This window comes from Mycobacterium sp. E2497 (assembly GCF_001668695.1).
In the GTDB taxonomy this organism is placed as follows: Bacteria; Actinomycetota; Actinomycetes; order Mycobacteriales; family Mycobacteriaceae; genus Mycobacterium.
Genome location: NZ_LZKD01000099.1, coordinates 25,760 through 48,218, shown reverse-complemented (window position 1 = coordinate 48,218; position 22,459 = coordinate 25,760). Strand labels below are relative to the sequence as shown.

The following is a 22,459-nucleotide window of genomic DNA, read 5'->3' as shown; positions in this document are numbered from 1 at the left end:
AGAACGGCCTCGGGTCCTTGACCTGAACGAGCGCCTCGACGCGCCGGTCGAGGTTGCGGTGCATCATGTCCGCGCTGGATCCGTCCACCCGGTGCTGGGAGCTGGGACCCGACGGGCAGTGGATCGCGTCGCCGCAGGACGGCCACAGCGTACGCGATCACCAAGTGTCGTTGATGGAGCGGCACCGCACTCCGTAACCTTCTGCGTGGTGAATTACGGTTGTTTTCCGGCCGCACCGCGATACGCGCTCGGCCCGACCGAATTGACCTGCAGGAGTTGAGTTGCCGACCAAGAGTTCGTCCACCGCTCGGCGTTCGGGAAGCCGCATCGTGTACGCCGCCGGAGCGGTCTTGTGGCGGCCGACTGACTCGTCCAACCCCGGCCTCGAGATCGCGGTGATCCACCGTCCCCGCTACGACGACTGGTCACTGCCCAAGGGCAAAGTGGACCCGGGCGAGACGGCGCCCGTCGCCGCGGTCCGCGAAGTGTGCGAGGAGACGGGCCAGCACGGCGTGCTGGGCAGGCGGCTGGACATGGTGAGCTACCCGATCGAGGCGGGCGTCAAGAAGGTCTACTACTGGGCGGCGCGCAGCACCGGCGGCGACTTCACCCCCGGTAACGAGGTTGACGAATTGGTGTGGGTGCCGGTGCCGGACGCCCTGAACATGCTCACCTATTCGCATGATCGAAAAATGTTGCGCCACTTCATGAAACATCCGGCTGACACGCATACCGTGCTCGTGGTCCGGCACGGCACCGCCGGCCGGAAATCGCGCTTCAAAGGCGACGACACCCAGCGGCCGCTGGACAAGCGGGGCCGTGCGCAAGCCGAGGCGCTGGTTCCGCAGCTGCTGGCCTTCGGCGCCACCGACGTGTACGCGGCCGACCGCCTGCGCTGCCACCAGACGGTGGAACCGCTCGCCGCGGAATTGGGCGTCGCCGTACACAACGAGCCCGCCCTCACCGAGGAGGCCTACGCCAAGAGTCCCAAACGCGCCCGCAACCGGATGCTGGCCATCGCCGAGCAGCAAGGGACGCCGGTCATTTGCACACAGGGCAAGGTGATCCCGGACCTGATCGCCTGGTGGTGCGCGCGAGACGGGGTGCGCCCCGACAAGTCGCGCAACCACAAGGGCAGCGCCTGGGTGCTGTCACTGTCGGGCGGTCGACTGGTGGCAGCCGATCACATCGGCGGGGCGCTGGCCGCCAACGTGCGGGCATAACACGCAAATACCCTTCGGGCGCATCGCTGCCACCCGAAGGGTATTCGCGTCTAGAGCGTGACTGTTGACTTAACGGCGACCGCGGCGCGCGGTGGCCTTCTTGGCCGGAGCCTTGCTGGCCGGCCTCTTTGCCGCGGCCTTCTTGGCGGGAGCCTTGGTGGCGGCCTTCTTCGCCACGACCTTCTTGGCCGGGGCCTTGGTCGCCGCCTTCTTGACCGGAGCCTTGGTCGCGGCCTTCTTGGCCGGGGCCTTGGTTGCGGCCTTCTTGACCGGAGCCTTGGTCGCCGCCTTCTTGACCGGAGCCTTCTTGGCGGGAGCGGCCTTCTTCGCCGCGGCCTTCTTGGCGGGAGCCTTCTTCGCCGCGGTCTTCTTGGCCGCGCCGCTTGCCACTACACCACGCTTCACTGCAGGTCCTTCCGACGGGAGACGCTGTGCGCCAGAGACAACCGCTTTGAATTGAGCACCGGGCCGGAACGCCGGGACGGAGGTCGGCTTCACCTTCACCGTCTCGCCGGTACGCGGGTTGCGGGCCACCCGGGCCGCGCGACGCCGTTGCTCGAACACACCGAACCCGGTGATCGTCACACTGTCGCCCTTGTGCACCGCACGCACAATGGTGTCGACGACGTTCTCGACGGCGGCGGTCGCCTGCCGACGGTCGGTGTTCAATTTCTGTGTGAGCACATCAATGAGCTCTGCCTTATTCATCCAATCCCTCCGACGCTAGTGGTCCTCGATTTGAACCGACTAGAGCACACGGTAAACCCTCACCCAGCAAATTTCCAAGAGCCACGCGCAATTTCAGGGTCGGACAATCGGCGGTTTCGCAATCCGGTTGCCGCCCTTGACCGGTGGGGGCACTTGGAAATCGGGCCGGTTTAGTTAGGTGAGCGAGAAGAAATTCCGCCCTTCTCGACCGTTCAGGAGGCGGGCAGAGTGCGCGGTTTCCACTGCGGATAGGCGGCCTCGTATGACTCGATTTTGTCGAGTTTCCGCAGCGTAAGGGCTATATCGTCGAGTCCTTCGAGGAGTCGCCAGGCCGTGTGGTCGTCAATCTTGAACGGCAACACCGTCGTTCCCGCGGTGATATTTCGATCTTGAAGATTGGCAGTGATTTCCAGTCCCGGGCTCTGCTCGATGAGCTTCCAAAGCAGTTCCACGCCGTCTTGGGAGACTTCGGCCGCCAAGAGCCCGGCCTTGCCGGCGTTGCCCCGGAAGATGTCACCGAATCGAGACGAGATGACCACCCGGAACCCGTAGTCCATCAGCGCCCACACGGCGTGCTCGCGCGACGAGCCGGTGCCGAAATCGGGCCCGGCGACCAGGACCGACCCCCGGTCAAAGGGACTGAGGTTGAGGATGAATGACGGATCCGAGCGCCAGCTGGCGAACAGCCCGTCCTCGAAACCGGTTCGGGTGACGCGCTTCAAATACACCGCGGGAATGATCTGATCGGTGTCGACATTGGACCGCCGCAACGGCACACCGATACCGGTGTGGGTGTGAAATGCTTCCATGGTCATCCGTTCTTCTCGATTACGTCAGTTCAAATCGGCCGGGGCGGACAATGTGCCGCGAACTGCGGTCGCGGCGGCAACGGCCGGAGACACCAAATGCGTCCGGCCGCCCTTGCCCTGGCGCCCTTCGAAGTTGCGGTTGGAGGTCGCCGCGCAACGCTCCCCCGGCGCCAGCTGGTCCGGATTCATCCCCAGACACATCGAGCAGCCCGCCTGTCGCCATTCGGCACCCGCGGCGGTGAAAACCTCGCCCAGCCCTTCGGCTTCGGCCTGGGCGCGCACCCGCATGGACCCGGGCACCACGAGCATCCGCACCCCGGGAGCCAGCTTGCGGCCGCGCAGCACGTCGGCGACCACCCGCAGGTCTTCGATACGACCGTTGGTACAAGAGCCCACGAACACGGTGTCGACCGCGATGTCACGCATCGGAGTGCCCGGACGAAGGTCCATGTAAGCCAACGCTTTCTCGGCGGCCTGTCGCTCGGCGTCGCCCGTCATCAGCTCCGGGTCAGGCACGGCCCCGGCCAGCGGCACGCCCTGCCCGGGGTTGGTGCCCCAGGTCACGAACGGGCTCAGCGATGCCGCGTCGAGGTGGACCTCGGTGTCGAAGGCGGCGCCGGGGTCGGTGTGCAGCTGCTGCCAATAGCGCATCGCCGCGTCCCATTGCGCACCCTGCGGCGCGTGCGGCTTGTCGCGAAGGAATTCGTAGGTGGTCGCGTCCGGCGCCACCATGCCAGCCCGGGCGCCGGCCTCGATGCTCATGTTGCAGATCGTCATCCGGCCTTCCATCGACAGCGATTCGATGGCGCTGCCGCGGTATTCGATGACGTGCCCCTGCCCGCCACCGGTGCCGATCTTGGCGATCAAGGCGAGAATGATGTCCTTGGCCGTCACGCCGGCGGGCAGTTCGCCGTCGAGATTGACCGCCATGGTCTTGAACGGCCGCAGCGGCAACGTCTGGGTCGCCAGCACATGCTCGACCTCCGAGGTGCCGATGCCCATCGCCAGTGCGCCGAACGCACCGTGCGTCGACGTGTGACTATCACCACAGACGATCGTCATTCCCGGTTGGGTGAGGCCCAATTGCGGCCCGACGACATGCACGATGCCCTGCTCGATGTCGCCCATCGGGTAGAGCCGAACACCGAATTCGGCGCAGTTGCGGCGCAACGTCTCGACCTGGGTGCGCGACACCGGGTCGGCGATCGGCTTGTCGATGTCGATGGTGGGCACGTTGTGATCCTCGGTGGCCAGCGTCAGATCGGGCCGCCGCACCGCTCGTCCGGCCATGCGTAGCCCGTCGAAAGCCTGTGGGCTGGTGACCTCGTGCACCAGATGCAGGTCGATGTAGATCAGGTCGGGCGCCCCTCCTTGTTCCGGAGCGCTCCCTTTATCCACAACGTGGTCGTCCCACACCTTTTCGGCCAGGGTGCGCGGCTTGCCGGATCCCATCTGAAATTCGCCTCGATTCCCCTCAAGCGCGGCTCGCGGATCGACCATGGGCTGTGATCTCAGAATGCGAGACGCTAGTATCTCCTTGTGAGACAGCATAGCGGCATCGGGGTTCTCGACAAAGCCGTCGGCATCCTGCACACGATCGCCCAATCCCCCTGCGGGTTGGCCGAACTGTGCGAGCGGACCGGATTGCCCAGGGCCACCGCGTACCGGTTGGCCGCCGCGCTGGAAGTCCATCGCCTGCTGGCGCGTGACGACGAGGGGCGCTGGCGACTCGGCCCGGCCGTCACCGAGCTCGCCGCCCATGTCAACGACCCGCTGCTGGCCGCCAGCGCGGGGGTGCTTCCCCTGCTCCGCGAGACCACCGGGGAGAGCGTGCAGCTGTACCGCCGCGAGGGCACCACACGGGTCTGCGTGGCAGCCCTGGAACCCACTGCGGGCCTTCGCGATACGGTCCCGGTCGGGGCGCGCTTGCCGATGACGGCGGGCTCGGGCGCCAAGGTGCTGCTGGCCCACAGCGACGTTGCGACGCAAAAGGCGGTGCTGCCGTCGGCGAAGTTCACCGAGCGCACGCTGGCCGAAGTGCGCCGCCGTGGCTGGGCGCAAAGCGTGGCCGAGCGAGAGCCCGGGGTGGCGAGCGTGTCGGTTCCCGTGCGCGACGGCCGCGGAGCCGTCGTCGCCGCGATCTCGGTGTCGGGACCCGTCGACCGGATCGGCCGGCGTCCGGGGGCGCGCTGGGCCGCGGACCTGATTTCCGCGGCCGAGGCGCTCACCCGCCGGCTCTGAAACGTCGCGCGCGAGAAGCGTCTCGGCGACCAGCACGCAACGTCGCCGGGCGGCCTGACAGACTGACCGCCATGGGAACCAATCAGCGCGCGAGCATCGTCATGTCGGAAGACGAGATCGCCGACTTCGTCGTCAAGAGCCGCACCGGGACGCTGGCCACCATCGGCCCCGACGGCCAGCCGCACCTGACCGCGATGTGGTACGCCGTCGTGGACGGCGAGATCTGGCTCGAGACCAAGGTCAAGTCGCAGAAGGCGGTCAACCTCAAACGCGATCCGCGGGTGAGCTTCCTGATCGAGGACGGCGACACCTACGACACGTTGCGCGGAGTGTCATTCGAAGGCGTCGCGGAGATCGTCGATGATCCCGACGTCTCGCACCGGGTCGGCGTCAGCGTGTTCGAGCGCTACACAGGCCCGTACAGCGACGAGATGAAGCCCTTCGTCGAGCAGATGATGAACAAGCGCGTCTGCGTGCGTATCGTCGCGCGGCGCGCCCGCTCGTGGGACCATCGCAAACTCGGGCTGCCGGCGATGCCGGTGGGTGGCTCCACGGCCCCGGCCGTGCTGGGGACCGGTCAATAGTTGTTTGTAGCCCCGATGGGATTCGAACCCACGCTACCGCCGTGAGAGGGCGGCGTCCTAGGCCGCTAGACGACGGGGCCAGACACGATCCGGAGTGCCAGCATAGCTCACACTCAGAAGCCCACCTAATCGCTTGAGGTGGTGACGTTTTGCTGGGGTACCAGGACTCGAACCTAGAATGGCTGAACCAGAATCAGCTGTGTTGCCAATTACACCATACCCCATCGGCTGCCTAAAACCGCTGGTCAACGCCCACTCCGAGCCATATCGCTCCGCTCGGAAGACCGCCGCCGCCAACCGTTGTCGGCTTTGTGAGCCGCAGTGCAGACTACCAAAGACTCGGCACACAATCCGCACGCGAGGTCCGCGAGGCCTTAAGCGGCCCCCACCTAACGGCCGACTGCTTCCCGCGCGGCGCGTAACCGCAGCAGGCTGCGGTCACGGCCCAGCAGCTCCAGCGATTCGAACAGCGGCGGGCTGATCGTCGTTCCCGTGGCGGCAACCCTGATCGGACCGAACGCCTTGCGTGGTTTGAGGCCCAGATTTTCGATGAGCGCGGCCTTGAGGGCGGACTCGATGTGCGCCGTGGTCCAGTCCGCGGCACCCTCCAGCGCGGCAAGCGCGGCGTCGAGCACCGCGGCCGCGTCCGCGCCGAGCTCCTTGGCCGCGGCCTTGGGGTCGATGGCGTATTCGTCGTCGTTGAGGAACTTCAGCAGGTCCCACGCGTCTGCGAGCACGACGATGCGGGTCTGCACCAGGTCGGCGGCGATGGCGAAGGCGGCGTCATCCAACCCGAGCCGATGGCCGTGGGCGTCGAAGTAGTCGCGCAGCCGACCCGCGAAATCCGCCGGCTCGAGCATCCGGATGTGCTCGGCGTTGAGCGCGTCGGCCTTCTTCTGGTCGAACCGCGCCGGGTTGGAATTGACGTCGACGACGTCGAAGGCGGCTACCATCTCGTCGAGGCTGAACAGGTCACGGTCGTCGGCGATGGCCCAACCCAGCAACGCAAGGTAATTGAGCAACCCTTCCGGGATGAAGCCACGGTCGCGGTGGGCGAACAGATTCGACTGCGGGTCCCGCTTGGAGAGCTTCTTGGTGCCCTCTCCCAATACCGTTGGCAGGTGGGCGAACTCCGGGACGCGGTCGGCGACGCCGACCCGGATCAGCGACTGGTACAGCGCGATCTGGCGCGGCGTCGAGGGCAGCAGGTCCTCGCCACGCAGCACGTGGGTGATCTTCATCAGCGCGTCGTCACACGGGTTGACCAAGGTGTACAACGGATCTCCGTTGGCGCGGGTCAGCGCGAAGTCCGGCACGCTGCCCGCGGCGAAGGTGGTGGTCCCGCGCACCAGGTCGTCCCAGGCGAGGTCCTCGTCGGGCATCCGCAGCCGCACCACCGGCTTGCGGCCCTCGGCCAGGAACGCGGCGCGCTGGGCATCGGTCAAGTGCCGGTCGAAGTTGTCGTACCCCAGTTTGGGATTGCGGCCCGCCGCGATGTGGCGCGCCTCAACCTCTTCCGGCGTGGAGAACGCATAGTAGGCCTCACCGGCTTCGAGCAATTGGGCCACCACGTCGCGGTAGATCTCCTTGCGCTGCGACTGCCGGTAGGGGCCGTAGGGTCCGCCGACCTCGGGGCCCTCGTCCCAGTCGAGGCCGAGCCAGCGCAGCGCGTCGAGCAGGGCCAGATAGCTTTCCTCGCTGTCGCGTTCGGCGTCGGTGTCCTCGATGCGAAAGACGAAGGTGCCCCCGGTGTGCCGGGCATAGGCCCAGTTGAACAGCGCGGTGCGGACCATGCCGACATGCGGGGTGCCCGTGGGCGACGGGCAGAACCTGACGCGGACTTTCGTTTCGGCTGTCACGGCTTTCCCTTACGGAGCACGGGATTGGTGAGCGTTCCGATCCCTTCGATGGTGATGGAGACGGTGTCGCCATGCTCGATCGGACCGACTCCTGCGGGCGTCCCGGTGAGGATGAGGTCGCCGGGCAGCAGGGTCATCACGGCCGAGATCCATTCGACGATCGCGCCGACGTCGTGGATCATCAGCGAGGTCCGGCTGTGTTGCTTCACTTCGCCGTTGACCTCGGTTCGTATCTCGAGATCCGACGGGTCGACGTCGGTGACGATCCACGGCCCCACCGGGCAGAAGGTGTCGTGCCCTTTGGCGCGGGTCCATTGGCCATCGGACTTCTGTTGGTCACGCGCGGACACGTCGTTCCCGATGGTGTAACCGAGAATGCTGTCCGCGGCCTGAGCGGCGGAGACGTCCTTGCAGGGCCGCCCGATGACGGCAGCCAGCTCCCCCTCGAAATGCACCGGTGATGCGTTGGCGGGCAAGCGAATCGGCACGTTCGGGCCGATGATGGCCGTGTTGGGCTTGAGAAAGATGATCGGATCCGGCGCCGCCGGCCCGGTGAGTTCGGCCATTTCCGCGATGTGATCGGTGTAATTCTTGCCGATGCAGACCACCTTGCTGGCCAGTATCGGGGCCAGCAGCCGCACATCGGGCAGCGGCCATGACCGGCCGGTGAAGTTCGGCGTGCCGAAGGGATGCTCGGCGATCTCGCGGGCGACCATCGCGGCGGGATCGGCGAGGTCGCCCTCGATGCTGACGAAGGCGACACCGTCCGGGCTGGCGATTCGACCAAGGCGCATTTCGTTGAGCCTACTGATGGCCGGTCGGGTCATCGCATCGGCAGCGGCCCCGCGAACATCACCAGCGGTTTCCGGCGAATATGCGAGCATGAAGGATGCATACGGGGCCGGCCACCACGCGTGAGCTGGGCGCGGGCGCCCGCTGGTCCATCATGGTCGTGTCGCTGGTCGCCACCGCGAGTTCCTTCCTCTTCATCAACGGCATCGCGTTCTTGATCCCCTCGCTCCAAGCGGCGCGCGGAATCCCGCTCGGGGAAGCCGGTCTGCTGTCGTCGATGCCGAGCTGGGGCATGGTGGTCACGCTGGTGCCGTGGGGGTACGTGCTGGACCGCGTGGGCGAGCGGGAGGTCATGGCAGCGGGTTTGGCGCTCACCGCGGCGGCGGCCTACGCCGCGGCGTCGACGCATTCGATGGTGCTGATGGCCGTCTACTTGTTTCTCGGGGGCATGGCGGCGGCCAGCTGCAACACCGCCGGCGGGCGGTTGGTCTCGGCGTGGTTCCCGCCGCAGCAACGCGGTTTGGCCATGGGATTCCGCCAAACCGCGCAGCCCCTCGGAATAGCCCTGGGAGCGCTGGTGATTCCCGAGCTGGGCGAGCACGGGCCGGCTGCGGGGCTGAAGTTCACGGCCTTGGCGTGCGCTTTGGGAGCGGCGGCGAGCGCGGTCGGCATCATCGACCCGCCCCGCAAGCCCAGGGAGAAGGCCAGCGATTCCGAACTCGCCAACCCCTACCGACGGTCGTTGGCGCTGTGGCGAATTCACACGGTAGCCGGGCTGTTGATGGTTCCGCAGACGGTGACCGTCACCTTCATGCTGGTGTGGCTGATCAAGAACCTGCACTGGTCGGTGGCGGCCGCAGGCAGTCTCGTCACCCTTTCCCAGCTGCTGGGCGCGCTCGGCCGCGTCTGGGTGGGCCGTTGGTCCGACCGTATCGGCTCTCGAATGCGGCCGGTCCGCCTCATCGCGGCGGCCGCCGCCGTCACCCTCTTCCTCCTGGCCTGGGCCGACGTTCTGAGTTCGAGTTTTCAGGCGCCCCTGATGGTCGCGATCTCGGTGATCGCCGTGCTGGACAACGGTTTGGAGGCCACGGCCATCACCGAATACGCCGGGCCGTTCTGGAGCGGGCGCGCCCTGGGCATTCAGAACACCACCCAGCGGGTGTTCGCGGCCGCCGCCCCGCCGCTGTTCGGGGCGTTGATAACCGCCGCGAAATACCCGAACGCATGGATATTGTGCGGACTCTTCCCGGCGGTCGCGGTGCCGCTGGTGCCGGCGCGGTTGCTCCCGCCCGGGCTGGAAACTACAGCCCGGAGGCAATCCGTTCGCCGACTTCGCTGGTGGCAAGCCGCCCGTTCCCACGTGTTGCCAGATAGGCCTCAACGGCCCGATCCACCCGCCTAGCGGCGTCGTCCTCCCCGAGATGGGCGAGCAGCAACGACACCGACATGATGGCCGCGGTCGGATCGGCTATACCCCGACCGGCGATGTCGGGCGCGCTGCCGTGCACCGGCTCGAACATCGACGGGTTGGTCCGGGTGGCATCGATATTGCCGCTGGCGGCCAACCCAATTCCGCCGCACACCGCCGCCGCCAAGTCGGTGATGATGTCACCGAACAGATTGTCGGTGACGATCACGTCGAAGCGTCCCGGGTCGGTGACCATGAAGATGGTGGCGGCGTCGATGTGTTGGTAGGCGACCTCGACGTCCGGGTAGTCCGCCCCGACCTCGGCCACGATCCGCGACCACAGCTTCCCGGCGAAGGTCAGCACGTTGGTCTTGTGCACCAGCGTCAGGTGGTTGCGACGGCGCCGGGCGCGCTCGAAGGCGTCGGCCACCACGCGGCGCACACCGAAGGCGGTGTTCAGGCTCACCTCGGTGGCCACCTCGTGCGGCGTCCCGGTGCGGATCGCGCCGCCGGTACCGGTGTAGGGGCCTTCGGTGCCCTCGCGGACCACCACGAAGTCGATGTGCGGGTCTCCGGCCAACGGGCTGCTCACACCGGGATAGAGCCGGCCCGGCCGCAGGTTGACGTGATGATCCAGCTCAAAACGCAGGCGCAGCAACAGACCCCGCTCCAGCACGCCGCTGGGCACCGACGGATCGCCGATCGCGCCGAGCAGGATGGCGTCGTGCTGGCGCAGCTCGGCGAGCACCGATTCCGGCAGCAGCTCACCGCTGGCGTGAAAACGCCGCGCCCCCAAGTCGTAATCCGTCTTCTCCACGCCGGGCAGCACCGCGTCAAGGACCTTGAGTGCCTCGGCCGTCACTTCCGGCCCGATACCGTCGCCGCCGATAACAGCGAGTTTCACGACAGATCGACCACCTCAAGCTTGTTGGCGCCCACCGCGGCGCCGATCGCCGAGCGCACCTCGCCCGGCACGTCCTGGTCCAGCCGCAGCAGAATGGTCGCCCCGGGACCCTCGGCATCCTCGGAGAGTTGAGCGGCCTGGATGTTCACGCCCGCCGAGCCGAGCAGGGTGCCGATCTTGCCCAGCGCGCCGGGCGCATCGACGTAGTTGATCACCAGGTTGGTGCCCCGGGCGCGCAGATCGAAGTTGCGGCCGTTGATCTGCACGATCTTTTCCACCAACTGCGGCCCGGACAGCGTGCCGGCCACGTTGACGGCCGAGCCGTCGGAGGTGACGGCGCGCACGTCGACGACGCTGCGGTGGTTCGGGCTCTCCGAGGCCGTGGTGAGCTCGGCGGTGACGCCGCGTTCTTCGGCCAGCGCCGGCGCGTTGACGAAAGTGACCGGGCCCTCGACCACCGCCGAGAACAGCCCCCGCAGGGCCGAAAGCTTCAGCACCTCAACGTCTTCGGAGGCCAGCTCGCCGCGCACCTGCACCGACACCGAGACCGGCGGCCCGTCGGCCAGCGAGGCGGCCAGCACGCCGAGCTTGCGCACCAGGTCCAGCCAGGGCGCCACCTCTTCGTTGACCACGCCACCGCCGACGTTGACCGCGTCGGGAACGAATTCGCCGGCCAGAGCGAGTTTCACGCTTTCCGCGACGTCGGTGCCGGCCCGGTCCTGCGCCTCGGAGGTGGATGCGCCCAGATGCGGTGTGACCACCACCTGCGGCAGCTCGAACAGCGGGCTGTCGGTGCACGGCTCCTTCGCGAAGACGTCGATACCGGCCGCGCGGACGTGTCCGCTGCTGACCGCTTCGGCCAACGCGGCCTCGTCGATCAGCCCGCCACGGGCGGCGTTGACGATGATGACGCCCGGTTTGGTCTTGGCCAGCGCCTCCTTGCCGATCAGGCCCGCCGTCTCGGGCGTCTTCGGCAGGTGCACCGAGATGAAGTCGGCGCGGGCGAGGAGGTCGTCGAGCGGCAGCAGTTCGATGCCCAACTGCGCGGCCCGGGCCGGCGAAACATAGGGGTCGTAGGCGATGAGGTGGGTGCCGAAGGCCGTCAGCCGCTGGGCAACCAACTGCCCGATGCGGCCCAGCCCCACGACGCCGACCGTCTTGCCGAAGACCTCGGTGCCGTTGAACGACGACCGCTTCCAGGTGTGCTCACGCAGCGAGGCGTCGGCAGCCGGGATCTGCCGGGCGGCGGCCAGGAGCAGCGCCAACGCGTGCTCGGCGGCGCTGTGGATGTTGGAGGTGGGGGCGTTGACCACCAGGACGCCCCGTTCGGTTGCCGCGTCCACGTCGACGTTGTCCAGCCCGACACCGGCGCGCGCGACGATCTTCAGCTTGGGGGCGGCCGCCAGCACCTCGGCGTCGACGGTGGTGGCCGAGCGGACCAGCAGCGCGTCGGCTTCCGGCACCGCGGCCAGCAGCTTCTCCCGGTCCGGCCCGTCTACCCAGCGCACCTCGACCTGGTCTCCCAGGGCGGCGACGGTCGATTGGGCGAGTTTGTCGGCGATCAATACAACAGGCAGAGTCACCCGGCCAGCCTATCGGCTGGCTTTGACGGGCAGCGACGGGCATCGGCGGGCTCGCCACTGCCCTAACCTGCGCCGACGCGCGCTTGGGGCGGGGCCCGCCGCGGCCCTACGATGCGCTCGTGACCAAACTCGCGATCATCTACTATTCGGCCACCGGGCATGGCACGGCGATGGCGCGACGCGTCGCGACCGCGGCCGAGGCGGCGGGCGCGGAAGTCCGCCTGCGGCACGTCGCCGAAACCCGTGACCCGGAATCGTTCGCCCAGAACCCAGCGTGGACCGCGAATTACGAAGCGACCAAGGACCTTCCGGCGGCCACGGGCGAGGACATCGTCTGGGCCGACGCGGTGATCTTCGGTTCACCGACTCGCTTCGGCTCTCCCGCCGCACAGTTGCGCGCCTTCCTCGACTCGCTGGGCGGGCTGTGGGCCGAAGGCAAGCTCGCGGACAAGGTCTACGCGGCGTTCACGTCGTCCAACACCCTGCATGGTGGCCAGGAGACCACGCTGCTGTCGCTCTACATCACGCTGATGCATTTCGGTGGCATCATCGTGCCGCCGGGATACACCGATCCGGTCAAGTTCGTCGATGGCAACCCGTACGGCGTGAGCCTGGTGTCCACCCACGACAACATCCACGAATTCGACGAGGCGACCCAGAACGCGCTCGACCACCTCGCCCGCCGGGTGGTGGCGACCGCCGGTCGGCTGGCAGAGTCCTAGCCGCCGAACGTGCACTCACGGCGGAAAAATCGCCGAAAGTTCGCCCTCAGTGCACGTTCGGCGCCACGCCCTACGCCGTCTCGGTGATCGGCCGGTCGACCCAGCTCATCAGGTCACGCAGCTTCTTGCCGGTCACCTCGATGGGGTGCTCGGCGTTCTCCTTGCGCAGCTGCTCCAGTTGCTTGTTGCCGCCTTCGACGTTGGCAACCAGCTTCTTGACGAATTCGCCGTTCTGAATGTCGCGCAGGATCTCTCGCATCCGCTCCTTGGTGCCGGCGTCGATGACGCGCGGTCCGGACAGATACCCGCCGAACTCCGCGGTGTCGGACACCGAGTAGTTCATCCGGGCGATGCCACCCTCGTACATCAGGTCGACGATCAGCTTGAGTTCGTGCAGCACCTCGAAGTAGGCCATCTCCGGCGGGTAGCCGGCCTCCACCATCACGTCGAAACCGGCCTTCACCAATTCCTCGGTGCCACCGCACAACACGGCCTGCTCACCGAACAGATCGGTCTCGGTCTCGTCCTTGAAGGTGGTCTTGATGACGCCGGCCCGGGTGCCGCCGATGGCCTTGGCGTAGGACAGGGCCAGCGCCTCACCCTTGCCGGTCGGGTCCTGGTCCACCGCGATCAGGCAGGGCACGCCCTTGCCGTCGACGAACTGGCGGCGCACCAGGTGGCCGGGCCCCTTCGGGGCGACCATCGCGACGGTGACGTCGGCCGGCGGCTTGATCAGTCCGAAATGGATGTTGAGCCCGTGCCCGAAAAACAGTGCGTCTCCGGGCTTGAGGTTGGGCTCGATATCGCTGGCGAAGATGTCCGCCTGCGCGGTGTCGGGCGCCAGCAGCATGATGACGTCGGCCCACTTGGCCACCTCGGCGGGGGTGTCGACCGCGAGGCCCTGCTCTTCGACCTTGGCCCGCGACTTCGAACCCTCCTTCAGGCCGACCCGCACCTGCACGCCGGAGTCGCGCAGGCTGAGCGAGTGCGCGTGCCCCTGGCTGCCGTATCCGATGACGCCGACCTTGCGGCCCTGGATGATCGACAGGTCTGCATCGTCGTCGTAGAACATTTCTAGTGCCACTGTTGAATATCTCCTTGTGTGTTACTTGGCCGTGGTGATGCCGCGCGGACCGCGGGACAACGACACCACTCCCGATTGAACGATTTCGCGGATCCCGAACGGCTCCAGCACCCGCAGCAACGCCTCGATCTTGCCGCGGTCACCGGTCGCCTCGATCGTCAGCGCCTCGGGTGAAACGTCAATCACCTTGGCGCGGAAGAGGTTCACCGCTTCAATCACCTGGCTGCGGCTCCCGGCGTCGGCGCGCACCTTGATCAGCGCCAGCTCGCGCGATACCGCGGCCCCCTCGTCGAGCTCCACGATCTTGATGACGTTGATCAGCTTGTTGAGCTGCTTGGTGATCTGCTCGAGCGGGGTTTCCTCGGCGCTGACCACAATCGTCATGCGCGACATGTCTTTCTGCTCGGTGGCGCCGACGGCCAGCGACTCGATGTTGAAACCGCGCCGGGAGAACAGCGCCGCCACGCGCGCGAGCACACCGGGTTTGTCCTCAACCAGAACCGAGAGGGTGTGCGTGTGCATCAGGCGTGCCCTTCGCTCTCGTCGTCGAACAGCGGGCGAATGCCGCGGGCGGCCTGGATCTCGTCGTTGCTGGTGCCCGCGGCCACCATCGGCCACACCTGCGCATCCGCGCCGACGATGAAGTCGATCACCACCGGACGGTCAGTGATCGCGCGCGCCTGATTGATCACGTCCTCGACGTCTTCCTCACGCTCGCAACGCAATCCGACGCAACCCAGCGCCTCCGCCAGCTTCACGAAGTCGGGGATGCGATGCGAATGCGTGGCGAGGTCCGTCTGCGAGTACCGCTCCTCGTAGAACAGCGTCTGCCACTGGCGCACCATGCCCAGGTTGCCGTTGTTGATCAGCGCCACCTTGATCGGCACGCCTTCGATCGCACAGGTGGCCAGCTCCTGGTTGGTCATCTGGAAGCAACCGTCACCGTCGATGGCCCACACCTCCGCCTCCGGGCGGGCCATCTTGGCCCCCATGGCCGCCGGGATGGCGAATCCCATGGTGCCCAGCCCGCCGGAGTTGATCCAGGTGCGCGGGTTCTCATACGAAATGAACTGCGCCGCCCACATCTGGTGCTGGCCCACCCCGGCCACGTACACCGCGTCCGGGCCGGCGATCTGACCCAGCTTCTCGATGACGTATTCCGGGCCCAGGCTGCCGTCGCTCTGCGGGCCGTAGCTCAGCGGATAGGTGGACTGGACGCCGTCCAGGTAGTCCCACCATTCGGTCATCTCGATGTTGCCGGGAATGTCGTAGTGCCGCAGCATCGCGATCAGCTCGATGATGACGGCTTTGACGTCGCCGACGATCGGGACGTCGGCGTGGCGGTTCTTGCCGATCTCGGCCGGATCGATGTCGGCGTGAATGACCTTGGCGTCCGGGGCGAAGGTGTCCAGTTTTCCGGTCACCCGGTCGTCGAAGCGGGTGCCCAGCGCGATCAGCAGGTCGCTGCGCTGCAGCGCCGCCACCGCGGCGACCGTGCCGTGCATGCCGGGCATGCCCATGTGCTGCCGATGGCTGTCGGGGAACGCGCCGCGCGCCATCAGGGTGGTGACCACGGGGATGCCGGTCAGGTCGGCCAGTTCGCGCAGCTGCTCGGTCGCCTCGCCGCGGATGACGCCGCCGCCGACGTACAGCACCGGTTTGCGGGCCTCCGCGATCAGCTTGGCGGCCTCGCGGATCTGCCGGTTGTGCGGCTTGGTGTTCGGCTTGTAGCCGGGCAGTTCCATGCGCGGCGGCCAGCTGAACGTGCACTGCCCCTGCAGCACGTCTTTGGGGATGTCGACGAGCACCGCACCGGGACGCCCCGAGGAGGCGATGTGGAAGGCCTCGGCGATCACCTGCGGGATCTCGTCACCCGAGCGAACCAGGAAGTTGTGCTTGGTGATCGGCATCGTGATGCCGGAGATGTCCGCTTCCTGGAAGGCGTCGGTGCCGATCAGCGCGCGACCGACCTGGCCGGTGATGGCGACGACGGGCACCGAGTCCATCTGGGCGTCGGCCAGCGGCGTGACCAGGTTGGTGGCGCCGGGCCCCGAGGTGGCCATGCACACCCCGACCTTGCCGGTCGCGTGGGCGTAGCCACTGGCGGCGTGGCCGGCGCCCTGCTCGTGGCGAACCAGCACGTGGCGAAGCTTTTTCGAGTCGAACAGCGGGTCGTAGACCGGCAACACGGCGCCGCCGGGGATGCCGAAGATGACCTCGACCCCGATCTCCTCGAGCGACCGGATCACGGACTGGGCGCCGGTAAGTTTCTCGGGCCCAACACGTTTCGGCTTTTTGGTGGGGGCGGCGGCGGGGGTTTCCGCCGCGTCGGAGGCGACGTCGGCGGCACGCTGTGGCTGTGTGGCGTGCTGCCTGGTGGGTGCGCTCACTGTCTTTGTTCCTTATTCACTCTGGGAATCTCGCTCGGGGCAACAAAAAACCCCCGACAGCTCATCTGCTGCACGAGGGTTGCGCGTTGGTCTGGATAGCTTCAAATGCCGAGAGGCTAGTCAGGCACCAACGCGCCGACCAATTACTACGAGCATCCCGGGCTGTCCGGCGGTATCCATAACGTCCGACGGTAGCCTTCGCACAGCTCAGCAGTCAAATCCCGCTGCCGTCGGCCCGCGCGGAGATCCGGTCCCCGTGGCGGGTGAAATGATGGTCAGGTGGCTACCGGTTCGTCTTCCCACACGCCCGTCGTGATCAAGGTCTCGCCGATCGCTCACCTGGCCGTCGGTTTCGTGACCCTCGGGTTGCTGATTCCGGTGATGCTGTGGCCGCCGTCGGCGCCGCTGCTGGTGATCCCGGTGGTGCTCTCGGCGCTGATCGTCCGGTTGCGCACCGTCGCCGACGACAGGGGCGTGACCGTCCGGACGCTGCTGAGCAGCCGGACGGTGGACTGGGATGAGATCGACGGGCTGCGCTTCCACCGGGGTTCGTGGGCCCGCGCGCACCTCAAGAGCGGTGCGGACGTGCGCCTGCCCGCGGTCACGTTCGCGACGCTGCCGCAGCTGACCGAGGCCAGCTCGGGGCGCGTGCCCAACCCCTATGCGTGAGGGTCAGGCGATCGGGTTGACCCCGTTGAGCATGACCCACACCGCGATGCCGGCGGCGATACCGACCAGCAGGGCGACAAACGACCCGATGAAGGGCCGGTGGGCCCAGCCGCGCCGCGCGTCCAGACCGTAGCGGCCCGGCCCGCAGAGGATGACCGCGACCGCCATGATGATTAGGGTGATCTGGTATTCGTGTCCGTCAGGCAGGAAATAGGTGAAGGTGTGCGGATGCGGCCGCGCGGTGATGGTGGCCAGCATGCCGTTGATCAGGAACGCCAGCGCACCGGCCGCGGCCACCGGGGTGAACAGCCCCAGCACCAACAGCACCCCGGCGACGAGCTCGCCGCCGGCGCTGACGTAGGCGAGGATGTCGGCGTGCTGGTAGCCGACGTCGGACAGCGAGTTCTTGAACCCGCCCACGCCCGAGCCGCCCCACCAGCCGAACAGCTTCTGCAACCCATGGGCGGCCAGCACGACACCGAGGCCGACCCGCAACACCAGCAAACCCAGATGCTGGGTTCCGCGCCGGCCGACCTCGTGCAGCCGGCCGTGGTGTTCGTCGCCGTCGATCTCGGCGGGCTCGGCGGCCGCGTGCCGGGACGACTGCGGCTGCACATAGGGCAGGGGCTCCGGCTGGTCGAGCACGTGATAACCCGTCGCCCTGGGCCCGCCCACGGCGGCGTGGTCGCCCATGTAGGGGATGACGGTGGTGGTTCCGGTCGAGGGGTTGAAGTCGCCGGGGTAACCGACGGGCGTCAGATCGTCTTCTGGGTCAACCACGCGCGCCGTCGCGGGGCGTCCCTGGGCCGGCTCCGGGGATTCGCCGGGCCGCTGCCAATGTCCGTCATTCGATTGACTGGTCACGCGTGTCAGGGTAAGGGCATTTGCCGCTGAATTGGGGATTTGAGCGGCGCTTTCGCCAGGCAATCGGTGGTTTGCCCGCCAAACCCGCCCGGATCGGCCCGGAACGGCCTTTTCCGCGGCTCGGCGGCGTCCGAAGCGGGTGGACTCCGGTCGCCGGACGGGCCGTCGCCTGAGCGCGAGACGTGTGCCGGACGCGTCACGTCAGGCGGCCAGGCGCGGGCGTGTGGCGGCGGCGGCCGCCCTGTCCGTAGCCTGTCGGTCATGCGACTACGGCGCTCGGTTCGGTGCGGCTTTGCCACGCTGTGCGCGGTGGTGCTGCTCGCGAGTGGGTGCGCACGGTTCAACGACGCCCAGTCGCAGCCCTTCACCACCAACCCGGAACTCAAGCCCCAACCCAGCTCGACGCCTCCCCCGCCGCCGCCGTTGCCGCCCACGCCGTTCCCCAAGGCGTGCCCGGCGCCGGGCGTGATGCAGGGCTGCCTGGAGAGCACCAGCGGACTGATCATGGGGCCCGACAGCAAAACCGCGCTGGTCGCCGAGCGCACCACCGGCGCCGTCAAGGAGATCTCGGTCAGCGCCGAGCCGAAGGTGAAGACCGTCATCCCGGTCGACCCGTCCGGCGACGGCGGCCTGATGGACATCGTGCTGTCGCCGACCTACACGCAAGACCGGCTGATGTACGCCTACATCAGCACGCCGTCCGACAACCGGGTGATCCGGGTGGCCGACGGCGACATCCCCAAGGACATCCTCACCGGGATTCCCAAAGGCGCCACCGGCAATACCGGAGCGCTGATCTTCACCAGCCCCACCACGCTGGTGGTCATGACGGGCGACGCGGGCAACCCCGCCGCGGCCGCCGACCCCAAATCGTTGGCGGGCAAGGTCCTTCGCATCGAGCAGCCGACCACCATCGGCCAGGCGCCGCCCACGACGGCGCTGTCCGGCGTCGGCTCCGGCGGCGGCCTGTGCATCGACCCGGTGGACGGCTCGCTCTATGTCGCCGATCGCACGCCGACGGCGGATCGCTTGCAGCGCATCACCAAGACCTCCGAGGTCTCCACGGTGTGGACCTGGCCGGACAAGCCCGGCGTGGCGGGCTGCGCGGCGATGGACGGGACCGTGCTGGTCAACCTGATCAACACCAAACTGACCGTGGCCGTGCGGCTGGCACCGGCGACGGGTGCGGTCACCGGGGAACCGGACGTGGTGCGCAAGGACACCCATGCTCACGCCTGGGCACTGCGGATGTCGCCGGACGGAAACGTCTGGGGCGCAACGGTCAACAAGACCGCCGGGGACGCCGAGAAGCTCGACGACGTGGTGTTCCCGCTGTTCCCGCAGGGTGGCGGGTTCCCGCGCAACAACGACGACAAGACCTAGCGGAAAACGACTTCCGTCAACCCTGCCCGCAGGCGGCCAGCACCAGTTCGCGCACGCGAGCCGCATCGGCCTGCCCGCGGGTGGCCTTCATCACCGCGCCGACGATCGCCCCGGCCGCGGCCACCTTGCCGCCGCGGATCTTCTCCGCCACGTCGGGATTGGCGGCCAGCGCTTCGTCGACCGCGGTCTGGGTCACCGAATCGTCGCGCACCAGTTCCAGGCCGCGTGACGTCATCACCTGCTCGGGCTCGCCCTCGCCGGCCAGCACGCCCTCCACGACCTGGCGGGCCAGCTTGTTGGAAAGCTTGCCTTCGTCGACGAGTGCGATCACCGCGGCCACCTGGGCCGGGGTGATCGCCAGTTCGTCCAATCCGACGTTCGCCTCGTTGGCCTTCTGCACCAAGAAGTTTCCCCACCAGGCGCGCGCCTGCTCGCTGGCGGCACCGTGCTTGACGGTCTGGATGACCAGTTCCACCGCGCCGGCGTTGACCAGATCGCGCATCACCTCGTCGGAAACGCCCCAATCCTGCTGAATCCTCTTGCGGGTCAGCCACGGCAGCTCCGGGATGGTCTGGCGCAGCTGCTCGACCAGTTCCCGGCTGGGCGCGACCGGTTCCAGGTCGGGTTCGGGGAAATAGCGGTAATCCTGCGCGGTCTCCTTGGCGCGGCCCGGGCTGGTGTACCCCGCTTCGTGAAAGTGCCTGGTTTCCTGGATGATCCGGCCACCGGACGCCAGGATGGCGCCCTGCCTCTGCATTTCGTAGCGCACTGCGACCTCGACGCTTTTCAGCGAGTTGACGTTCTTCGTCTCGGTGCGGGTGCCGAACTCGGTCGTTCCGGTCGGCATCAGCGACACGTTGGAATCGCAACGCATTGAACCCTGGTCCATCCGGACATCGGATACGTCCAAGGCGCGCAACAGATCTCGCAAGGCCGTGACATAGGCGCGGGCGATCTGAGGCGCTCGGGCGCCGGCGCCGACGATGGGCTTGGTCACGATCTCGATCAGCGGCACGCCGGCGCGGTTGTAGTCGAGCAGCGAGGTGGTGGCGCCGTGGATCCGGCCGGTCTCACTGCCCAGGTGGGTCAGCTTGCCGGTGTCTTCCTCCATGTGCGCGCGCTCGATCTCGACCCGCCAGGTGGTGCCGTCGTCCAACGGCGCTTCGAGGTATCCATTGATGGCTATCGGCTCGTCGTATTGGGAAATCTGATAGTTCTTCGGCATGTCCGGGTAGAAGTAGTTCTTCCGGGCGAAGCGGCACCACGGCACGATCTCGCAGTTCAGCGCAAGCCCGATCCGGATGGCCGACTCCACCGCGGTGCGGTTGAGCACCGGAAGCGAACCGGGCAGGCCGAGGCACACCGGGCATACCTGGGTGTTGGGTTCGGCGCCGAAGGCGGTGGAGCAGCCGCAGAACATCTTGGTGACGGTCGACAGCTCGACGTGCACCTCGAGACCGAGTACCGGGTCGAAATGCGCGATGACGTCGTCGTAGTCCATGAGATCGGCGCCGGCAGCAACACTCATGCCGTCGATCGTAGTGGTGACCGCGAGCGCGGCGGCGCCGGGCGAAGCGGGTCACCACCATCAGCCCAGTGGTGACCGCGAGCGCGGCGGCGCCGGGCGAAGCGGGTCACCACCATCAGCCCAGTGGTGACCGCGAGCGCGGCGGCGCCGGGCGAAGCGGGTCACCACCATCAGCCCAGTGGTGACCGCGAGCGCGGCGGCGCCGGGCGAAGCGGGTCACCACCATCAGCCCAGTGGTGACCGCGAGCGCGGCGGCGCCGGGCGAAGCGGGTCACCACCATCAGCCCAGTGGTGACCGCGAGCGCGGCGGCGCCGGGCGAAGCGGGTCACCACCATCAGCCCAGTGGTGACCGCGAGCGCGGCGGCGCCGGGCGAAGCGGGTCACCACCATCAGCCCAGTGGTGACCGCGAGCGCGGCGGCGCCGGGCGAAGCGGGTCACCACCATCAGCCCAGTGGTGACCGCGAGCGCGGCGGGACCGGGCGATCTCAGGGCCAGTGCGGCGAGCGGGGCGCCGGGATCCGGTTGCGCTCCCCGCCCCGGCCGGCGAACATGTCGGCCAGCACGGCCGCCATCTCGAGGTAGCTGCGGCGACTTTCCTTGCTCAGTCGGTCGAGCTCGATCTGCTTGCCCTCATGTATGTGGCGATCGAACGGCAGCACCACCGTCGCGGCGACGCGGGCGGACAGCCGCTCGAGTTCCCTGGCGGCCAGCAGGTCCAGCTTGGCCGGCTCGACGTGGTTGATCGCAAGTACCGTCGACCGCACCAATGGTTGATACCCGTTGTTGCCCAACCAATCCAGGGTGGTAGCGGTCTTCCGTATCGCGTCGATCGAGGTGCTGGTCACCACGACCAGCGCCCGCGCCTCGGGCAGGACCGCGTCCATCACACCCGAATTGAGCGCCTTGGCGCAGTCCACCAACACCACCGCATAGTGGTTACGCAAGAGCGAGAACGCCCTGACCACGTCGTGCCGCTCCAGCCGCCAGTCGGTGTGCGCATAGTCGGGCAATCCGAGCACTTCCAGGCCGAAGTTGTTCATGTAGGTGTGCGCCCGGACGTCCACATAATTCGTGGCCGCCTTGTCGGCGAGCAGCTCGGGCATGCCCACGGAGTTGGGACGGCCATGCCGCTCCCCCAGGTCGCCGGCGTCGATGTCGACGGCGATGATCCGGTCGTGACGCACGGCGGCGAACGTCGACCCCAGCGCCTCCACCACCGCCGTCTTGCCGACCCCGCCCTTGAGGTTGAGAACGGCAATCGGGAATGCGCCGCCCACGGCCACCCGGATGCGGTGGCGCAGGTCCTCTTTGTACTGCGCGTCTTTGCCGGGGCCAAGGTCGACACCGGTCACGCGGTGGACGACTTCGCGCCAGCTGAACCCGGAGGAGTCCTGCCGCGCCTGCTGGTCGAGCCCGTCCAGTGCCATTCCGCCCGGCAGCGGCCCCCGCCGCGGCCGCGAAGGCGCGCGCGACGCCGGGGCGGGCACGGGTGCTGGCGGGGCGGGTGCTGGCCTGATCGGCGGCCTGCGGATTGATGGATCGGCGCGCGTGGGCTGCGGCACCGTCGCGGCCGCCGGATCGGCGTCGATGCGCCGGCCGGGGGTACGCGGCGGGCGCACCGGCGGACCCGGTGGCCCCGCCGACGCCGCGGGGTGCTGAACGACTCCGCGACTCGAACCGCGGTTGCTCACCACCCCGGTATAACC

Annotated in this window: 20 protein-coding genes, 2 tRNA genes and 2 pseudogenes; 8 read left to right on the top strand and 16 right to left on the bottom strand. The window is 67.8% G+C overall.

Annotated elements, in window-relative coordinates:
- Positions 1 to 76, bottom strand: a pseudogene (locus A5713_RS29655) (hypothetical protein); the annotation flags it as partial.
- On the opposite strand from A5713_RS29655, the pseudogene A5713_RS29090 reads away from it, so the two are divergent.
- Together A5713_RS29090 and A5713_RS07665 are read left to right on the top strand one after the other, a co-directional pair.
- A pseudogene (locus tag A5713_RS29090) lies at positions 69 to 197 on the top strand (hypothetical protein); the annotation flags it as partial. The pseudogenes A5713_RS29655 and A5713_RS29090 sit on opposite strands and share 8 nt — an antisense overlap.
- Positions 198 to 281: 84 nt before the next feature.
- On the top strand, positions 282 to 1,223 hold the full coding sequence (locus A5713_RS07665) for an NUDIX hydrolase (RefSeq protein WP_067918884.1): 942 nt from the start codon (positions 282 to 284) through the stop codon (positions 1,221 to 1,223).
- 69 nt (positions 1,224 to 1,292) lie between these two features.
- Here A5713_RS07665 and A5713_RS07660 read toward each other — a convergent pair whose 3' ends face one another.
- The 3 genes from A5713_RS07660 to leuC all read right to left on the bottom strand — a co-directional run bounded on the left by A5713_RS07660 (position 1,293) and on the right by leuC (position 4,192).
- Entirely contained in the window at positions 1,293 to 1,931 is a 639-nt protein-coding gene (locus A5713_RS07660; RefSeq protein ID WP_067918885.1) for an HU family DNA-binding protein, read from the bottom strand.
- A 212-nt stretch (positions 1,932 to 2,143) separates the two neighbouring features.
- On the bottom strand, positions 2,144 to 2,740 hold the full coding sequence (leuD, locus tag A5713_RS07655; RefSeq protein WP_068059593.1) for a 3-isopropylmalate dehydratase small subunit: 597 nt from the start codon (positions 2,738 to 2,740) through the stop codon (positions 2,144 to 2,146).
- Positions 2,741 to 2,764: 24 nt separating this feature from the next.
- Entirely contained in the window at positions 2,765 to 4,192 is a 1,428-nt protein-coding gene (leuC, locus tag A5713_RS07650; RefSeq protein WP_067918886.1) for a 3-isopropylmalate dehydratase large subunit, read from the bottom strand.
- An 87-nt stretch (positions 4,193 to 4,279) separates the two neighbouring features.
- On the opposite strand from leuC, the gene A5713_RS07645 reads away from it, so the two are divergent.
- Together A5713_RS07645 and A5713_RS07640 are read left to right on the top strand one after the other, a co-directional pair.
- Positions 4,280 to 4,981 carry an IclR family transcriptional regulator gene (locus A5713_RS07645; protein WP_068094216.1) on the top strand — a complete coding sequence of 234 codons (702 nt, stop codon included), beginning with the start codon at positions 4,280 to 4,282 and terminating at the stop codon, positions 4,979 to 4,981.
- A gap of 71 nt (positions 4,982 to 5,052) precedes the next feature.
- Positions 5,053 to 5,565, top strand: a complete 513-nt coding sequence (locus A5713_RS07640) for a pyridoxamine 5'-phosphate oxidase family protein (RefSeq protein ID WP_068094215.1) — start codon at positions 5,053 to 5,055, stop codon at positions 5,563 to 5,565.
- 7 nt (positions 5,566 to 5,572) lie between these two features.
- On the opposite strand, the gene A5713_RS07635 is transcribed toward A5713_RS07640, so the two are convergent.
- The 4 genes from A5713_RS07635 to A5713_RS07620 all read right to left on the bottom strand — a co-directional run bounded on the left by A5713_RS07635 (position 5,573) and on the right by A5713_RS07620 (position 8,218).
- Positions 5,573 to 5,645: transfer RNA gene (locus A5713_RS07635), tRNA-Glu, on the bottom strand.
- 72 nt (positions 5,646 to 5,717) lie between these two features.
- Positions 5,718 to 5,789, bottom strand: a tRNA-Gln gene (locus A5713_RS07630).
- 165 nt (positions 5,790 to 5,954) lie between these two features.
- Positions 5,955 to 7,424, bottom strand: a complete 1,470-nt coding sequence (gene gltX, locus A5713_RS07625; RefSeq protein ID WP_082972834.1) for a glutamate--tRNA ligase — start codon at positions 7,422 to 7,424, stop codon at positions 5,955 to 5,957.
- A complete protein-coding gene (locus A5713_RS07620; RefSeq protein ID WP_068094210.1) occupies positions 7,421 to 8,218 on the bottom strand; it encodes a fumarylacetoacetate hydrolase family protein in 798 nt (265 codons plus the stop codon). The genes gltX and A5713_RS07620 overlap by 4 nt, the downstream gene beginning before the upstream one ends.
- Before the next feature lie 95 nt (positions 8,219 to 8,313).
- Between A5713_RS07620 and A5713_RS07615 the strand changes: the two genes are divergently transcribed.
- Positions 8,314 to 9,618, top strand: a complete 1,305-nt coding sequence (locus A5713_RS07615; RefSeq protein WP_068094209.1) for an MFS transporter — start codon at positions 8,314 to 8,316, stop codon at positions 9,616 to 9,618.
- On the opposite strand, the gene A5713_RS07610 is transcribed toward A5713_RS07615, so the two are convergent.
- Positions 9,518 to 10,528 (bottom strand): 3-isopropylmalate dehydrogenase, encoded by a 1,011-nt coding sequence (locus A5713_RS07610; protein ID WP_068094207.1) that lies wholly within the window; start codon positions 10,526 to 10,528, stop codon positions 9,518 to 9,520. The two genes, A5713_RS07615 and A5713_RS07610, sit on opposite strands and share 101 nt — an antisense overlap.
- Positions 10,525 to 12,111 carry a phosphoglycerate dehydrogenase gene (serA, locus tag A5713_RS07605; RefSeq protein WP_068094203.1) on the bottom strand — a complete coding sequence of 529 codons (1,587 nt, stop codon included), beginning with the start codon at positions 12,109 to 12,111 and terminating at the stop codon, positions 10,525 to 10,527. Before serA ends, A5713_RS07610 begins: the two co-directional genes overlap by 4 nt.
- Before the next feature lie 119 nt (positions 12,112 to 12,230).
- Between serA and wrbA the strand changes: the two genes are divergently transcribed.
- Positions 12,231 to 12,833 carry an NAD(P)H:quinone oxidoreductase gene (gene wrbA / locus A5713_RS07600; protein WP_068094200.1) on the top strand — a complete coding sequence of 201 codons (603 nt, stop codon included), beginning with the start codon at positions 12,231 to 12,233 and terminating at the stop codon, positions 12,831 to 12,833.
- 70 nt (positions 12,834 to 12,903) lie between these two features.
- Here wrbA and ilvC read toward each other — a convergent pair whose 3' ends face one another.
- From ilvC to A5713_RS07585, 3 genes are read right to left on the bottom strand one after another with little or no spacing between them, the layout of a single operon-like run.
- Complete coding sequence (gene ilvC, locus A5713_RS07595; protein WP_082972833.1) at positions 12,904 to 13,905, bottom strand: ketol-acid reductoisomerase; 1,002 nt, start codon at positions 13,903 to 13,905, stop codon at positions 12,904 to 12,906.
- A 33-nt stretch (positions 13,906 to 13,938) separates the two neighbouring features.
- A complete protein-coding gene (gene ilvN / locus A5713_RS07590) occupies positions 13,939 to 14,439 on the bottom strand; it encodes an acetolactate synthase small subunit (protein WP_067918895.1) in 501 nt (166 codons plus the stop codon).
- Positions 14,439 to 16,307, bottom strand: coding sequence for an acetolactate synthase large subunit (locus tag A5713_RS07585; RefSeq protein ID WP_068094196.1), 1,869 nt, complete (start codon positions 16,305 to 16,307; stop codon positions 14,439 to 14,441). The genes ilvN and A5713_RS07585 overlap by 1 nt, the downstream gene beginning before the upstream one ends.
- Positions 16,308 to 16,619: 312 nt before the next feature.
- Here A5713_RS07585 and A5713_RS07580 point away from each other — a divergent pair, with 312 nt between their 5' ends.
- A complete protein-coding gene (locus A5713_RS07580; protein WP_068094193.1) occupies positions 16,620 to 16,976 on the top strand; it encodes a PH domain-containing protein in 357 nt (118 codons plus the stop codon).
- Positions 16,977 to 16,979: 3 nt separating this feature from the next.
- Here the strand turns inward: A5713_RS07580 and A5713_RS07575 are convergent, their stop codons facing one another.
- Complete coding sequence (locus A5713_RS07575; protein WP_068094191.1) at positions 16,980 to 17,840, bottom strand: DoxX family protein; 861 nt, start codon at positions 17,838 to 17,840, stop codon at positions 16,980 to 16,982.
- Positions 17,841 to 18,101: 261 nt separating this feature from the next.
- Here A5713_RS07575 and A5713_RS07570 point away from each other — a divergent pair, with 261 nt between their 5' ends.
- Entirely contained in the window at positions 18,102 to 19,223 is a 1,122-nt protein-coding gene (locus A5713_RS07570) for a sorbosone dehydrogenase family protein (RefSeq protein ID WP_067917224.1), read from the top strand.
- Positions 19,224 to 19,239: 16 nt separating this feature from the next.
- Here the strand turns inward: A5713_RS07570 and gatB are convergent, their stop codons facing one another.
- Positions 19,240 to 20,751, bottom strand: coding sequence for an Asp-tRNA(Asn)/Glu-tRNA(Gln) amidotransferase subunit GatB (gene gatB, locus A5713_RS07565; RefSeq protein WP_068094187.1), 1,512 nt, complete (start codon positions 20,749 to 20,751; stop codon positions 19,240 to 19,242).
- A 487-nt stretch (positions 20,752 to 21,238) separates the two neighbouring features.
- A complete protein-coding gene (locus tag A5713_RS07560) occupies positions 21,239 to 22,444 on the bottom strand; it encodes a MinD/ParA family protein (RefSeq protein ID WP_231980275.1) in 1,206 nt (401 codons plus the stop codon).
- Between the last annotated feature and the right edge of the window lie 15 nt (positions 22,445 to 22,459).